Annotated in this window: 15 protein-coding genes; 5 read left to right on the forward strand and 10 right to left on the reverse strand. The window is 66.4% G+C overall.

Going from position 1 to position 15,124, the window contains the following annotated elements; all coding sequences use genetic code 11:
* From AB3X43_RS19490 to AB3X43_RS19515, 6 genes are all read right to left on the reverse strand, one after another.
* On the reverse strand, positions 1 to 431 hold a 431-nt coding region (locus AB3X43_RS19490), incomplete at its 3' end, for a branched-chain amino acid ABC transporter permease (RefSeq protein ID WP_369431552.1).
* A 60-nt stretch (positions 432 to 491) separates the two neighbouring features.
* Complete coding sequence (locus AB3X43_RS19495; protein WP_369431539.1) at positions 492 to 1,529, reverse strand: branched-chain amino acid ABC transporter permease; 1,038 nt, start codon at positions 1,527 to 1,529, stop codon at positions 492 to 494.
* A 34-nt stretch (positions 1,530 to 1,563) separates the two neighbouring features.
* Positions 1,564 to 2,721 carry an ABC transporter substrate-binding protein gene (locus tag AB3X43_RS19500; protein ID WP_369431540.1) on the reverse strand — a complete coding sequence of 386 codons (1,158 nt, stop codon included), beginning with the start codon at positions 2,719 to 2,721 and terminating at the stop codon, positions 1,564 to 1,566.
* A 98-nt stretch (positions 2,722 to 2,819) separates the two neighbouring features.
* Positions 2,820 to 3,590, reverse strand: a complete 771-nt coding sequence (locus tag AB3X43_RS19505; protein ID WP_369431541.1) for an SDR family NAD(P)-dependent oxidoreductase — start codon at positions 3,588 to 3,590, stop codon at positions 2,820 to 2,822.
* A gap of 29 nt (positions 3,591 to 3,619) precedes the next feature.
* On the reverse strand, positions 3,620 to 5,500 hold the full coding sequence (locus AB3X43_RS19510; RefSeq protein ID WP_369431542.1) for a feruloyl-CoA synthase: 1,881 nt from the start codon (positions 5,498 to 5,500) through the stop codon (positions 3,620 to 3,622).
* A gap of 8 nt (positions 5,501 to 5,508) precedes the next feature.
* Positions 5,509 to 6,336: a crotonase/enoyl-CoA hydratase family protein gene (locus tag AB3X43_RS19515; RefSeq protein ID WP_369431543.1), complete on the reverse strand. Its 828-nt coding sequence runs from the start codon at positions 6,334 to 6,336 to the stop codon at positions 5,509 to 5,511.
* Between the two features lie 193 nt (positions 6,337 to 6,529).
* Between AB3X43_RS19515 and AB3X43_RS19520 the strand changes: the two genes are divergently transcribed.
* Positions 6,530 to 7,393, forward strand: coding sequence for an amidohydrolase family protein (locus AB3X43_RS19520; RefSeq protein ID WP_369431544.1), 864 nt, complete (start codon positions 6,530 to 6,532; stop codon positions 7,391 to 7,393).
* Between the two features lie 223 nt (positions 7,394 to 7,616).
* Positions 7,617 to 7,922 (forward strand): c-type cytochrome, encoded by a 306-nt coding sequence (locus AB3X43_RS19525; RefSeq protein WP_369431545.1) that lies wholly within the window; start codon positions 7,617 to 7,619, stop codon positions 7,920 to 7,922.
* 207 nt (positions 7,923 to 8,129) lie between these two features.
* On the opposite strand, the gene AB3X43_RS19530 is transcribed toward AB3X43_RS19525, so the two are convergent.
* The 3 genes from AB3X43_RS19530 to lptM all read right to left on the reverse strand — a co-directional run bounded on the left by AB3X43_RS19530 (position 8,130) and on the right by lptM (position 10,436).
* Entirely contained in the window at positions 8,130 to 8,900 is a 771-nt protein-coding gene (locus AB3X43_RS19530; protein WP_369431546.1) for a ferredoxin--NADP reductase, read from the reverse strand.
* 79 nt (positions 8,901 to 8,979) lie between these two features.
* The gene (gene lysA / locus AB3X43_RS19535) at positions 8,980 to 10,266 is read right to left on the reverse strand and encodes a diaminopimelate decarboxylase (RefSeq protein ID WP_369431547.1); all 1,287 of its coding nucleotides are present in this window, start codon (positions 10,264 to 10,266) and stop codon (positions 8,980 to 8,982) included.
* Positions 10,263 to 10,436, reverse strand: a complete 174-nt coding sequence (gene lptM, locus AB3X43_RS19540) for an LPS translocon maturation chaperone LptM (RefSeq protein ID WP_369431549.1) — start codon at positions 10,434 to 10,436, stop codon at positions 10,263 to 10,265. The genes lysA and lptM overlap by 4 nt, the downstream gene beginning before the upstream one ends.
* 18 nt (positions 10,437 to 10,454) lie before the next feature.
* Between lptM and cyaY the strand changes: the two genes are divergently transcribed.
* Positions 10,455 to 10,826 carry an iron donor protein CyaY gene (cyaY, locus tag AB3X43_RS19545; RefSeq protein ID WP_369431550.1) on the forward strand — a complete coding sequence of 124 codons (372 nt, stop codon included), beginning with the start codon at positions 10,455 to 10,457 and terminating at the stop codon, positions 10,824 to 10,826.
* A gap of 18 nt (positions 10,827 to 10,844) precedes the next feature.
* Here cyaY and AB3X43_RS19550 read toward each other — a convergent pair whose 3' ends face one another.
* A complete protein-coding gene (locus AB3X43_RS19550) occupies positions 10,845 to 13,274 on the reverse strand; it encodes a penicillin-binding protein 1A (protein ID WP_473965156.1) in 2,430 nt (809 codons plus the stop codon).
* 259 nt (positions 13,275 to 13,533) lie between these two features.
* Between AB3X43_RS19550 and AB3X43_RS19555 the strand changes: the two genes are divergently transcribed.
* Complete coding sequence (locus AB3X43_RS19555) at positions 13,534 to 14,613, forward strand: pilus assembly protein PilM (protein ID WP_179632684.1); 1,080 nt, start codon at positions 13,534 to 13,536, stop codon at positions 14,611 to 14,613.
* A partial coding sequence (locus AB3X43_RS19560) for a PilN domain-containing protein (protein ID WP_369431551.1) occupies positions 14,610 to 15,124 on the forward strand: 515 nt, incomplete at its 3' end. The genes AB3X43_RS19555 and AB3X43_RS19560, both read left to right, overlap by 4 nt.

The raw sequence follows: 15,124 nt of genomic DNA on the forward strand, positions 1-15,124 counted from the left end.
ACGATCCAGATCACGTAGAAGTAGCTGCGCCCCGACGCCAGGCTCAGACCGAACAGCGTCATCGCCGGCACGCCCAGGATGCCGTCGTACTTGCCCAGCCAGTCCATGTTGGACATGGTGTAGTAGAGCGACAGCGCCCAGGCGATGGTCGCCAGCGGCAGGTAGTGGCCCGACATGCGCAGGGTCACGGCGGCCAGGATGAGTGCCACGACGACCGTGATCGCCAGGCCGATGAACACCGTCAGCCACGGCGACATGGCGTAGTTCACCGACAGGAAGGCCGCCGTGTAGGCGCCGACGCCGACGAAGGCCGCCTGTCCGAACGAGGTCAGGCCGGCCACCCCGGTGAGCAGCACGAGGCCGAGCGAGACGGTGGCGTACAGGCCGATGTAGTTGAGCTGGGTGATCCAGAACTCCGGCACCGGCAGCATGGGCAACAGGCCCAGCAGCGCGGCGAAGAACAGGAACCAGCGAGTGCGTGCCGCCACGGGTCAATCCTCCTCAGTATGCGGGTCACGCAGCGAACGCCACAGGAGCACCGGCAGGATGGAGGTGAACACGATCACCTCCTTGAACGAGCTGGCCCAGAACGAGCCGAACGATTCCAGCAGACCGACCCCGAGCGCGCCGACCAGCGCCATCGGGTAGCTCGCCAGCCCGCCGAACACGGCGGCGACGAAGCCCTTCAGGCCGATCAGGAACCCGGAGTCGTAGAACACGGTGGTGGTCGGGCCTATCAGCAGCCCCGACAGCGCGCCGATGAAGGCCGCCATCGTGAAGCTGAGGCGGCCGGCCTGCACCGTCGAGATGCCCATCAGGCGGGCGCCGAGGCGGTTCACGGCGGTGGCGCGCAGCGCCTTGCCGTAGAGCGACCGCTCGAAGAACAGCCACAGCAGCACGATCAGCGCCGTCGAGGCCAGGAAGATGATGACCGTCTGGCCCGTCAGCATCAGCGGGCCGGCGTTGAAGCGCTCGTCCCAGAAGCTCGGGTTGCGGTAACCCTCGGCGCCGAAGAACAGCAGCCCCACCCCGGTGAGCGCGAAATGCACCCCCACCGACACGATCAGCAGCACCAGCACGGTGGCATCCGCCAGCGACTCGTAGGCCAGCCGGTAGGTCAGCCCGCCCAGCGGCGTGACGATGGCCAGCGTCAGCAGTGCCTGCAGCACCAGCGGCAGGTTCATCGGCGCAGCCACCATGGCCACCGTGGCGATGGCCAGCGGCGCGGCCAGTGTCAGCACCGCGCCCTTGGCCACCAGCCCGGCCGGGCGGCGCTGGCGCAGCCCGTGGACCGCCTCGACCACCGCAGCGACGGCTGCCATGATCAGCAGCAGCCAGACCGTGCCCGGCACCTTGCCGGTCTGCAGCACGGCCAGCGTCAACGCGCCGTAGGCGACAAATTCGCCCTGCGGGATGAAGATCACCCGCGTGACGGCGAACAGCAGCACGGTCGCCGTGGCCAGCAGCGCGTAGACCGCGCCGTTGGTCACGCCGTCGAGCGCCAGGATGCTTGCAATCGAGAAGTCCATCGGAGGGGGTTCCGGTTGGGGGTGGGGTGGTCGCTTACTCGACCTTCCAGTCGCCGTTGACCACCTTCAGGATCACGCCGGTCTCGGTCGTGAAGCCCCAGTGGTTGTCCTTCGAGTAGGTCAGCACGCCGTGTGAGACGACGGTGCGGCCCATGGTCTCGGTGGCGTCCTTCAGCGCGGCGCGGAACTCGGGGGTGCCCGGCTTGGCCTTCTTCAGCGCCATCGGGATGATCTTTTCCAGCACCAGCGCGGCGTCATAGGCATGGCCGGCGAACTGGTTGCGCGAGCCGGGGCCGTTGGCCTTCTCGAACTTCTGCACGAAGTCGATGGCGATCTTCTTGGACGGGTGGTCGTCGGGCAGCTGCTCGGCGATCACGCACGGGCCGGAGACGACGTAGGCGCCTTCGACGTCCTTGCCGCCGATGCGCATCAGGTCGCGGGTGGCGGCGGCGTGGGTCTGGTAGATCTTGCCCTTGTAGCCGCGCTCGATGATGGCCTTGTGCGGCATCGCAGCACCCGAGCCGGAGGCGACGATCAGCATGGCATCCGGATTCGCCGCGGTCAGCTTGAGCGCCTGGGCGGTCACGGCGGTGTCGGTGCGGGCGAAGCGCTCGGTGGCGACGATCTTGATCGGCAGACCCATGGCGGTGGCTTCGGCCTGGAAGTCCTTGAGCCAGCTTTCGCCGTAGGCATCCGTGTAGCCGAGGAAGCCGACCGTCTTCACGCCCAGCTTGCTCATGTGCCTGAGCATGGCGTGCGACATCACCGCGTTCGACTGCGGCAGGCGGAAGGCCCAGGTGTCCTTGCCAGCCTGCAGCACGGCGGGGGAGAACATGAACTGCGGCGTGCCGGCCTCGGCCACCGTGTCGGACATGGCGATCGCCACCGGTGTCGCGGCCGAGCCCATCACGATGTCCATCTTGTCGGTGACGAAGCGCTTGGCGTTCTGCACGCCCTTGGTCGGGTCGGAGCCGTCGTCGAGCACGACCACGTTGAGCTTCTCGCCGCCGATCGACGCCGGCCACAGGCTGATGCCCTTCTGCATCGGGATGCCCAGGCCGTTGGCCGGGCCGGTCAGCGGCAGGCTGATGCCGATGTTGATGTCGGCCCATGCCGCGCCCGAGGCTGCCCACAGCGCCGCTGCGGCAACCAGGGTCTTGAGAAGCGTCGGGGCGTTCTTCGAGGGGGTCATGTCTTCCTCCGGGTGTCGGTGGGTGGTGGCAATGTGCCGTTGAGAAAGGTCAAAATCCATGCGTATATTCCCGACCGACTGGTCGGTTTATCGGAAAATCACCGTGGCGCCATCCGCAGTGCGCCGTCCAGCCGGATCACCTCGCCGTTGAGGTGGCCGTTCTGGACGATGTGCGCGGCCAGCGCGGCGAACTCGTCGGGCTGCCCCAGGCGTTTCGGGAAGGGGATCGATGCTGCCAGCGACTGCTGCACGGCTTCAGGCAACTCGTTCATCAGCGGTGTGGCAAACAGGCCCGGCGCGATGGTGCAGACGCGGATGCCCCACTGCGCCAGATCGCGCGCCAGGGGCAGTGTCAGGCCGACCACGCCGCCCTTGGACGCCGCATACGCTTCCTGTCCGACCTGGCCGTCGAAGGCCGCGACCGACGCGGTGTTGACGATGACGCCGCGCTCGCCCGAGGTGCCGTCCAGCGGTTCGGCCTTCGCCAGCCGTGCCGCGGCGAGCCGCACGACGTTGTAGGTGCCGACCAGGTTCACGCGCACGACGCGCTCGAAGTCCTCCAGCGGTGCGGGGGAGCCATCTCGCTGGATCACGCGCTTGGCAGTGCCGATGCCGGCGATGTTCATGACGATGCGCGCCGTGCCGTGGGCGGCTTCCGCTGCGTCGAGCGCGGCGGTGACGCTGGTGCTGTCGGTGATGTCGCAGCGCAGCGCGAGGCCGCCGATGTCGGCGGCCACACGCTCGGCGCCAGCCTGGTTCACATCGAGCACAGCCACCTTCGCCCCCTGGCGGGCGAGTTCGCGGGCCACGGCCTCGCCGAGGCCCGAGCCACCGCCGGTGACGATCGCGGCGTGTCCTTGGATCTGCATGTCGGGTTCCTTCCTTCTGGGCTTGTGGTTCAGCGCTTGGTCGGCAGGACCACGAACGGGTCGCTCTCGCGGCCTGCGTAGAGTGCCTCGACCAGTGCGGCGCGGTGCAGCAGCACGGCGCGCTGGTTGATCGACCCCTTGTCGGTGACCTCGCCCTTGTCGATCGATGGCGGCTCGGCCATCACGTGCAGGCGGGCGGGGCGGTTGGCGCTGCCGGTGCCGGCGCGCCAGAGCTGGTCGGCCACGCGCTGGAAGAAGTCGCGCACGGCCGGGGTGTGGACCAGGTCCGGCACAGACAGGTCCTGCGCCTCCAGCCCGTCGGCCTCGGCGAGCTTGCGGCATTCGTCGACGCGCGGGAACACCAGCAACCCGATCTCGTCGCGGTTCAGGCCGGCGACGACCACGTCCTGGATGCAAGGCGCACCGGCCAGCGTCACCCGTGCCCGCAGCGGGCCGACGCTGACGAAGGTGCCGGTGGAAAGCTTGAAGTCCTCGGCGGTGCGGCCGTCGAAGAGCAGGCCGCGGGTCGGCTCGGCCGGGTCGATGAACCGCACGGCGTCGCCGGTGCGGTAGTAGCCGTCCTCGTCGAAGGCGTCTGCCGTCTGCTGCGGCGCGCGCCAGTAGCCAGGCATCACGTTCGGACCGCGGAAGCGGATCTCGGTCTTGGCTGTTTCGCCTTCACCATCCGGCACCAGCTTGACCTCGACCCCCGGCACCGGCAACCCGATGTGGCCCGAGCGCACGTCGGTGCCGACCGCGAAGGTGCAGGATGGCGCCGTCTCCGTCATGCCCAGCCCGGTGATGATGCGCACGCGCTCGCCGATCTCGGCTTCGCCGTGGGCGTCGAGCTTGTCCCACACCGCTTGCGACAGCCCGGCTCCGGCGAACATGAAGGCCTGCGCACGGGCGAACAGCGAGCGGCGCAGCACCGTGTCGGTGTCCATCGCGAAGGCGATTTCCTCGAAGCCCTTGGGTACGTTGAAGTAGATCGTCGGCGAGACCTCGCGCAGATTGCGCAGCGTCTCGGCCATGCCCTTCGGGGTCGGCTTGCCTTCGTCGATGTAGAGCGTGCCGCCGTTGTAGAGCACTAGGCCGACGTTGTGGTTGCCGCCGAAGGTGTGGTTCCAGGGCAGCCAGTCCACCAGCACGGGCGGCTCGTCGGCGAGGAAGGCGAGGCACTGGCGCAGCATCTGCTGATTGGCGCACAGCATGCGCTGCGTGTTGATGACCGCCTTGGGCAGCTTGGTCGAGCCGGAGGTGAAGAGGAACTTGACGATGGTGTCCGGGCCGACCAGCGCGTGGGCGGCCTCTCCGGATGTCGCGGGCGTGGTGGCCAGCAAGGCGGCAAAGGGCGTGACGCTGCGGTCATCGAGCGTGCCTTCGGTCAGCACCACTTCGACCTCCGCGCCGAACACGGCCGAGATCGCCTTGCCGTAGGCCGGCGAGGCGGCGAACACCAGCCCCGGTGTCACAGTCTCGGCGATGTGGCGCAGCTTGCCGTAGTCCTGCGAGATCAGCGAGTAGGCCGAGGACACCGGCGTCACCGGCACGCCCGCCCACATCGCGCCGAGCACCAGCGTCAGGTGTTCGAGGTCGTTGTCGGAAAGGATGGCGATCGGGCGCTCGGCGGACAGGCCACGGTCCGTCAGCGCCTGGCCGACGGCGCGGGCGCGCTGCAGCATCTCGGCGTAGGTGATGCGCCGCCAGTCGCCGCCTTGCGCGCGCTTGGCAACGAAGGTGCGCTCGGGCGCTTCGTCGGCCCACTGTTCGAGCGCGTCGGTCAGCCGGGGCGGAAACCAGCCCAGCGGCTCGGTGGCGCGCAGGCGCTGCAGGCCGTCCGCGCCAGTCTCCAGCGTAGCGGCGGTGCAGCCACCGACGCGGGTGTCGCGGTAGCGGGCGGTGGAGTGCATGGACGTGCTCATGACTGCTTGACCACCTTGCCCGCCCGACCTTCGAGGAAAGCGCGCAGCCGGTCCTGGGCTTCGGGGGTGTTGCTGGCGGCTGCCGCCATCAGTGATTCGGTGAACAAGCCTTCCGAGGGACTCATCTCGACGATGCGCGGCAGTGCGTGCATCACGGCGAAGGCGGTCATCGGTGCATTGCCCGCGATCTTGCGCGCCAGCTCGATGCCCTTGGCGAGACCTTCGCCATCCGCGGTGCGGTAATTGACGACGCCGTAGCGCTCGCCCTGGTCGGCGTCGAAGACCCGACCGGTCAGCATCATGTCGGTCATGCGCGCCGTGCCCATCAGGCGCGGGATGCGCACCGAGCCGCCACCGCCGACGAAGATGCCGCGCTGGCCTTCGGGCAGGCCGAAGTAGGCCGAGTCCTCGGCGACGCGGATCTGGCACGACGCGGCCAGCTCCAGTCCGCCACCGACCACCGCGCCGTGCAGCACCGCGACCACCGGCACCTTGCCGAACTGCACCGCATCGAACGCCGCGTGCCAGCCGCGCGAGTGCAGGATGGCGCCATGGATGTCGCGTTCCACCAGCTCCGACAGATCCAGCCCGGCGCAGAAATGATCGCCTTCGCCGCTGACCACGACGGCGCGTGTCTCGGCCGGCAGGTTGACGAAGGCGGTGTGGATCTGCGCCACCAGTGCGTCGTTGATGGCATTGCGCTTGGCTGGCCGGTTCAGGCGGAGGTGCATGACGGGGCCGGATTGCGAGATCTGCAGCAGGTCGAGCCCGGCCAGCAGGCCCGTGGCCGGGACGAACAAGGAGTCGAGGGCGGGTGAGGTCATGGCGTGAGGAGCGGCAGAAGCGAGAGAGAGGAATTTGATTAACAAATATAAGTATTTGCGCAGTCTTGCTGCTCCGTAGTAACCCTTTGCTGCGCCGCAACAAGGCTTAAATCATGTTTGTTTTGCGGGTAAACCCTGGTCTTGCGGTCCTGAATTGATTACAAAATTTAAGCAAATAACCACGGTACGCTCCATGAACACCAACGATCTGATCGCCATCGACATCCACACCCACGCCGAGGTGTCGTGCCGCAATCCCTTCGACAACTACGGCGAGGAATACGACCGGGCTGCCGACAAGTACTTCGGATCCAACCGGCGCCCGACGATCGCCGAGACGGTCGCCTACTACCGCGAGAAGAAGATCGGCCTGGTGATGTTCACGGTCGACAGCGAAGCGCAACTCGGCCGCCGCCGCATCCCCAACGAGGAGATCTGCGACGCCGCCCGCGAGAACAGCGACATGATGGTGGCCTTCGCCAGCATCGACCCCCACAAGGGCAAGATGGGCGCCCGCGAAGCCCGCCGGTTGATCGAGGAACATGGTGTCAAGGGCTTCAAGTTCCATCCGACGGTGCAGGGTTTCCTGCCGTACGACCGCATGGCTTGGCCGCTCTACGAGGTCATTGCCGAGTACAAGCTGCCGGCGATCTTCCACAGCGGGCACTCGGGCATCGGCTCGGGGATGCGCTGCGGCGGTGGACTGCGGCTGCAGAACTCGAACCCGATGCTGCTGGAGGACGTGGCGATCGACTTCCCCGACATCCAGATCGTCATCGCCCACCCAAGCTGGCCGTGGCAGGACGAGGCGCTGTCGCTGGCGCTGCACAAGCCCAATGTCTGGATCGACCTGTCCGGCTGGAGCCCGAAGTACTTCCCGGCGCAGCTCGTGCAGTACGCCAACACGCTGCTGAAGGACCGGATGCTGTTCGGCTCCGACTACCCGCTCATCACGCCCGAGCGCTGGATGAAGGATTTCGATGAAGCCGGCTTCAAGGACAAGGTCAAGCCCTTGATCCTGAAGGAAAACGCCAAGCGTCTGCTCGGCTTTGCCTGAGCGTCGCCGCTCCATTGGTCAGCGCCGGTGTCACGGCATTGCGCAACAGGCTGCGTCGTTTGTGCCATGGCGCCAGGTCTTGCCCGGGTAAACACCGGTCCTCGTCGCCCGCAGATGGTGCATTGAAGGCGGGGCACGCAGTTTGCACAGGAACGCCGCCGCCGCGGTACGTCTGTGTGCCGGTCGTGCCATCCATGTCCAATCAACGCTCCGAGGAGACTCCATGAAAACCCTGCTGTCCGTTCTGGCTGCTGCCACCCTGACCCTGTCTGCCGGCCTGTCCCAGGCCGCCGAAGGCAAGGACGTCTACAACCAGAACTGCGCCATGTGCCACGTGCCGGGCCTGGCCAACGCCCCCAAGTTCGGCGACAAGGACGCTTGGGCGCCGCGGGTCAAGACCGGTCGCGATGCTCTGCTGCAGTCTGCGCTGAAGGGCAAGGGTGCCATGCCGGCCAAGGCGGGCAACCCCAAGCTGAGCGATGAAGACGTCGGTGCGGCACTGGATTTCATGCTGGCAGCGGTCAAGTGATTTCCGGATGCCTGTCACACTGCTGAAATATGAGGCAATCTAGGAAAAGTCATTTGAAATCAATGGATTGAGCTGTGAATATGCAGCTCATCCCCAGGGTTATCCACAGCGTCTGTGGAATGGCGTCTGGCGACAGTTCCAACAAAAAAGCGCGACCCGAGGGTCGCGCTTTTTTGTTGGTCCGGCGGTGCGCCGGTCCCAAGGGGATCACTGCTCGGCGAAGGCCCGCTCGATGACGAAGTCGCCTGGCGTCGTGGTGTTGCCTTCGGCGAAACCGCGCTCTTCCAGCATCTTCTTCAGGTCGCGCAGCATCGCGGGGCTGCCGCAGATCATGGCGCGGTCCTCGACCGGGTTCAGCGCCGGCAGGCCGAAATCGCTCCACATGCGGCCGTCCTCGATCAGGTCGGTGATGCGGCCCTGGCGTTCGAACGGCTCGCGCGTCACGGTTGGGCAGTAGACCAGCTTGTCACCGATCAGCTCGCCCAGGAACTCGTGGTTCGGCAGGCCCTTGAACAGATCCTGGTAGGCCAATTCGTTCACCTGGCGGCAGCCGTGGACGACGACGACCTTCTCGAAGCGCTCGTAGGTCTCCGGGTCCTGGATGATCGACAGCCACGGTGCCAGACCGGTGCCGGTGCCCAGCAGGTACAGGCGTTTGCCGGGGTTCAGGTAGTCGATCAGCAGCGTGCCGGTGGGCTTGCGGCCGACGAGGATCTTGTCGCCCACCTGCAGGTGCTGCAGGCGCGAGGTCAGCGGGCCGTCCGGCACCTTGATCGAGAAGAAGTGCAGGCTTTCTTCCCAGTTCGGGCTGGCGATGGAATAGGCACGCAGCAGCGGCTTGCCGTTGACGGGCAGACCGATCATCACGAAATGGCCGCTCGAAAAACGGAACGCCGGGTCGCGCGTGGTGGTGAAGCTGAACAACCGGTCGGTCCAGTGGTGGACCGAGGTGACGGTTTCTTCGTTGAAGGCTTTCATGGCAGTCGGAGGCAGAGGCACATGGCCAGCGCGGAGAGGTCGCGCGAAGGGGTCGAGGATACCTGATGGCGGCAGAACGTCACAGATCGCCCTTGCCGTCAATCAGGCGTTCCCCCGCGAACAGGCTTTCGACGGTCTCGCGTTCGCGGATCAGCGTGACGCGCTCGCCATCGACCATGACCTCGGCGGCGCGCGGGCGGCTGTTGTAGTTGCTGGCCATCGTCATGCCGTAGGCACCGGCCGACAGCATCGCCAGGGTGTCGCCCGGCTGCACGGCCAGTGCACGGTCGCGGCCGAGCCAGTCGCCCGACTCGCACACCGGGCCGACCACGTCCCAGGTCTTGGCGGTCGCGTCGCTTTGCTGGCAGGGCACGATGCCCATCCACGCCTCGTACATCGCCGGACGCGCCATGTCGTTCATCGCGGCGTCGACGATGCAGAAGTTCTTCTGCTCGCCGGGCTTGAGGTAGAGCACCTCGGTCAGTAGTACGCCGGCATTGCCCACCAGCGAGCGGCCCGGCTCCATCAGGATCTCGCGGTGACCGTGGCCGCGCGCATCGATCTTCGCCAGCAATGCGCCGATCAGGGCGTCGGCGGTGGGCGGCTGCTCGTCGGTGTAGGTGATGCCCAGGCCGCCGCCGAGGTCGAGGTGGTGCACGGGGATGCCGGCCGCCTCGATCGCCTCGACCAGGTCGAGCACGCGGTCGAGCGCGTCGAGGTAGGGGCTGATCTCGGTGATCTGCGAGCCGATGTGGCAGTCGATGCCATGCACTGCAATGCCGGGCAGGCGGGCGGCGTGCTGGTAGACAGCCAGCGCGTGTTCGTGCGAGATGCCGAACTTGTTGCCTTTCAGCCCGGTGGAGATGTAAGGGTGTGTCTTGGCGTCGACATCCGGATTGACGCGCAGGCTGACCGGCGCGGTCTTGCCCATCGCTGCGGCCACTTCGGAGAGCACGTCGAGTTCAGCCTCGCTCTCGACGTTGAAGCAGCGCACGCCGACTTCCAGTGCCAGACGCATCTCGGCGCGGGTCTTGCCGACGCCGGAAAACACCACCTTGTCGGCCGACCCACCCGCGGCCAGCACGCGCTGCAGTTCGCCCGCGGAGACGATGTCGAAGCCACAGCCGGCCTCGGCGAAGGTCTGCAGCACCGCGAGGCTGGAGTTGGCCTTCATCGCGTAGCAGACCAGATGCGCTCGGCCGGCCAGTGCCTGCTGGTAGGTGGCCACGGCCGAGCGCATGGCCTGGCGCGAGTACACGTACAGCGGGGTCGCGAACGCGCGGGCCAGCTCGGCCAGCGCGTGGCCTTCGAGCGTGAGGGTGCCGGCGGCGTCGCGGGCGAGAAAGGGGGAGCCGGGCAGGTTCATCGTGCGGGTGTGGAAGCGGAAGCGGGGGCGGCCGCAGCCGCAGGAGAGGGAGGCATGGTGTCCGGGGTCGGCAGTGTCAGCGGACCCTTCTGGCCACAGGCCGACAGCAGCAGGGCGCAGGCTGTGGATGCCCACAGCGCTAAACTCGTTTTCAGCAAGCCTTTGAACATCGACGGATTCTAGCGACCATGGACCACACCTCTGCTTCGACCGGCCTCTCCGATGCCGAGTACGCCCGCCGTGCACACGCTGCACTGGCCGCCATCGAGGCCACGATCGACCGCTGGCTGGACGACGACGTGATCGACATCGACACGCACCGCACCGGCGGGCTGCTGGAGTTGAGCTTCCCGGGCGGCAGCAAGATTGTTCTCAACCTGCAGCCACCGCTGCAGGAGCTGTGGATGGCGGCCCGCGCCGGCGGGTTCCACTACCGCTGGGTCAACGGTGCTTGGCGGGACGGCCGCAGCGGCGACGAGTTTTTCGCCGCACTGTCCGCCCAGGCCAGCGCGCAGGGTGGCTGCGCACTGGCCTTCACGCCGCCGGATGCACTGGCCTGAGGCTGGTGCATCGTTCGCTCACCGCGGAGTGTCTGCAGGCGCTGTCGGCGGTCCGACCGGCGCTGGGGACGGACTTGGCGTCCCGCCCGTGTCCCGGAACAGGTCGAGGATGCCCTTGCGCTCGTCCGGCTGTGCTGGTCGGGGTGCCACGTCTTCCAGGCCCAGCGACCGCACGCCGCCGCCCTGGCTGTTCTCGGTGTAGTACCAGTCGTTGTTGATGAACACCACGCCGTCCGGCGCCGTGTATTCGCTCACCGGCACGCTGCGCAGCGCCTGCGCCATGTAGTCGATCCAGATCGGCAGGGCCAGCCCGCCGCCGGTTTCCTTGTCGCCGAGCGAGCGCGGCGTGTCGTAGCCGATCCAGACCACGGCCACGAGGCCTTTGTTGTAGCCGCTGAACCAGGCGTCCTGCGAGTCGTTGGTGGTGCCGGTCTTGCCGTAGAGGTCGGGGCGCTTGAGCACGGCCTGTGCCCGGGCGGCGGTGCCGGTGCGCGTGACCTCCTGCAGCAGGCTGCTGGTGATGAAGGCGTTGCGCGCCGGGATGGCGCGCATGCGCTCGTCCTGTCCGCTTTGCGCAGGGGCCTGCGTGATGACCTGGCCGCGGGCGTCGGTGATGCGGGTGATCAGCACCGGATTGACCCGGATGCCGCCGTTGGCCAGCACTGCGTAGCCGTCGGCCATCGAGATCGGTGTGACTGCGCCGGCACCCAGCGCCATGGTCAGATAAGGCGGGTTCTTCTCGGCCTCGAAGCCGAAGTGGGTGATCCATTCCTGCGCATAGCTGGGGCCGATGGCCTTGAGCAGGCGGATCGAGATCATGTTCTTCGATTTGGCCAGGCCGCGCCGGATCGACATCGGGCCGTCGAACTGGCCATCGTAGTTCTTCGGTTCCCAGGGCTGGCTGCCGGTGACACCGGCGTCGAAGAACAGCGGCGCGTCGTTGACCACGGTGGCCGGCGAGAAGCCCTTTTCCATCGCGGCCGAGTAGATGAACGGCTTGAAGCTCGACCCCGGCTGGCGCCAGGCCTGCGTGACGTGGTTGAACTTGCTCTTGGCGTAGTCGAACCCACCGACCATGGCGCGGATTTCGCCGGTCTGCGGCTCCATCGAGATGAGCGCACCTTCGACTTCGGGCAGGTTGACGATGCTCCAGTCGCCCTTGGCAGACTTCATGACCCGGATCACGGCGCCGCGCCGGATCTGCATCTTGGGCGTGACGTCCGCCATCAGCGACGGGCGCGCCTGGCGCAGGCCCTCGCCGGTCACGGTGATGGCTTCGCCGTTCTGCAGCATGGCGCCGACCTTGCGCGGATCGGCTGCGGTGACGACGGCGGCACGCAGATCGTCCAGGTCGGGGTGCTCTTCCAGTATCTCGGCCACGCGGGCATCCAGCTTGTCCTCGTCGCCGGGCAGGTCGGCGAAGGCGCTCGGGCCGCGGTAGGCCTTGCGCTGCTCGAAGGCGAGCAGACCGTGCCGCAGGGTGCGGTAGGCCTGCATCTGGTCGGCGGACCGCAGCGACAGTTCGACATTCAGGCCCCGGGTGTAGGCCGCATCACCGTACTGGGCAAAGATCATCTGGCGGGCCGCTTCGGCCGCGTATTCGGCATGGATGCCCGCGCTGTGCGGGGTGTGGTAGGTCAGCGTTTCTGCGAGAGCGTCGTCACGCTGTGCTTCGGTGATGAAGCCGTTTTCGAGCATGCGGCTGATGATGTAGCGCTGGCGAAGTTCCGCCCGCTTGCGGTTGACGATCGGGTTGTAGGCCGACGGCGCCTTGGGCAGTCCCGCGAGCATGGCGGCCTCGGCGATCGTGATGTCCTTGAGCGGTTTGCCGAAATAGACCTCGCTGGCCGCCGCGAATCCATAGGAGCGCTGACCCAGGTAGATCTGGTTCATGTAGACCTCGAGGATCTGCTCCTTGCTGAGCTGGCTCTCGATCTTCAGCGACAGCAGGATCTCGTAGACCTTGCGGGTCAGTGTCTTCTCGGTGGAGAGGTAGAAGTTGCGCGCCACCTGCATCGTGATGGTCGAGGCGCCCTGGCTGCGCGCGTCGTGCAGGTTCTCGATGCCGGCCCGCAGGATGCCCTTGTAGTCGATGCCGCCGTGCTGGTAGAAGCGGGCGTCCTCGATGGCGAGCACGGCGTCCTGCATCACCTTGGGAATGGACTTGATCGGGAGATAATTTCGCCGTTCTTCGCCGTACTCGCCCAGCACGACCCCGTCCGCCGAGATCACCCGCATCGGCAGCTTGGGGCGGTAGTCCACCAGGCCATTGATCTCGGGCAGGTTCGGATAGGCCACGGCCAGCGCGAGGCCCAGCAGCAGCAGGCCGGTCAGGAGCATGGCCAGCGGCAACCCGATCAGCCAGGCGAGGATGCGCAGCGCAGGGTGCCGGCGAGAGTGCGACGGGGTCTGGCGGTCGGTCGGAGGAGGTCGAGGGGTGTCGCTCATGTACGGATTGGCCTGAATCGTCCGAAGGATTATAGGAACTGGTCACAAACGCCGAGATACGTTTGTAACGCTCCAGGATCGCGCCTTGTCCGGGCGGTCGTATTGTGCTTGGATGGAGGCTTGCGCTCGTGTTGCCGGATACGACACGGCAACAATGCAAAATCCGGGAAAATCTTTGTGCCTCAATGCCTTTGTTGCTAGCATTGAAGTGGTTTATTAACAGTCCGGCACGTCCACGGACGTGAATTTGGGGAACTGCGTGAGCTTTCTTGACATCCTTCTGGGCCGCAAGCACGCGTCCCTGATCGGACTGGACATCAGCTCATCCGGCGTCAAGCTCGTCGAACTGAGCCAGAGCGCATCGGGTGAGTACATCGTCGAACGCTTTGCCAGCGAGGTGTTCGAGAAGGGCTGGATTTCGGAAGGCCAGATCGAAAAATTCGACGAGGTCGCCGATGCCGTGAAACGTGTTGTCGTCAAGAGTGGCTCGCGCACCAAGAGCGTGGCGATGGCCATGCCGCAGTCGGCGGTGATCACCAAGAAGATCGTGCTGCCCGGTGGTCTGCGCGAGGAAGAACTCGAGATGCAGGTCGAGGCCGAGGCCCACCAGTACATCCCGTTCTCGCTCGACGAGGTGAGCCTCGACTTCTGCGTCGTCGGCCCCAGCTCGGACCAGGTCGGCGATGTCGAGGTGCTGATCGCGGCGTCTCGCAAGGACCGGGTGCAGGACCGGCAGGGGCTGGCCGAGGCCGCCGGACTCAAGCCGGTCATTCTCGACATCGAATCGAACGCATCCCGCCTGGCGATGAGCCGTGTCATCGACAACCTGCCCAACCAGGGCCGCGATGCGCTGGTCGCGCTGTTCGAGATCGGCGCGGATGCGACGAGCCTGAAGGTGCTGCGCGACGAGGACATCCTCTACGACCGGGACCAGGCCTTCGGCGGCGCACAGCTCACCCAGCTCATTGCGCGCCAGTACGGGTTGTCCTTCGAGGAGGCCGAGAACCGCAAGACCGCCGGCGATCTGCCGGAAGACTACGAATCGACGCTCCTGGTGCCGTTCGTCGACAGCCTGTCCCAGGAAATCGGTCGCGCGCTGCAGTATTTCTTCACGAGCACGCCGCATCACAAGGTCCATTACGTGATGCTTTCCGGCGGCTCGGCCACACTGCCGGGTCTGAAGGAGCGGGTGACCGAGTTCACCGGCTTCGCGTCCCAGGTGGTCAACCCCTTTGAAGGCATGAAAATCGGCTCCGCGGTCCGGGAAAGCAAGCTGCGCCGCGAGGCGCCGTCCTACCTCACGGCTTGCGGGCTGGCGATGCGGAGATTCCTGCAATGATCCTGATCAACCTCCTCCCGCACCGGGAAGAGAAGCGCAGGCGCCGCAAGCAGGCCTTTTTCCTCGGTATCGGTCTGGCGATTCTGGTGGGGGGACTCATCGCAGGTGCCTGGTACCTGGTGCTGGGTGAAATGCGGCGCGAACAGCGCTCTCGCAACGAATTCCTGCAGGTGGAAATCCACCGCCTGGAAAGCCAGATCAAGGACATCGCCTCGCTGAAGTCCGAGATCGAAGCCCTGAAGGCGCGCCAGAAGGTGGTCGAGGACTTCCAGATCGACCGCAACATGCCTGTGCATCTGCTGAACGAGCTGACTGCGCAGGTGCCCGAGGGCATCTACCTGACGGCGATCCGACAGGACGGGCAGGGCGTGGCCGTGACCGGTGTGGCGCAGACCAACGAGCGGGTGTCCGAATTCCTGCGCAACACCGCCTACCACTCGCCGTGGCTGGAGCGGCCCGAGCTGGTCGAGATCAAGGCGGCGGCCGTCACGACGGCCCGTGACCAGAAGCG

It is taken from the genome of Sphaerotilus sp. (assembly GCF_041083715.1).
Taxonomy (GTDB): domain Bacteria; phylum Pseudomonadota; class Gammaproteobacteria; order Burkholderiales; family Burkholderiaceae_C; genus Sphaerotilus.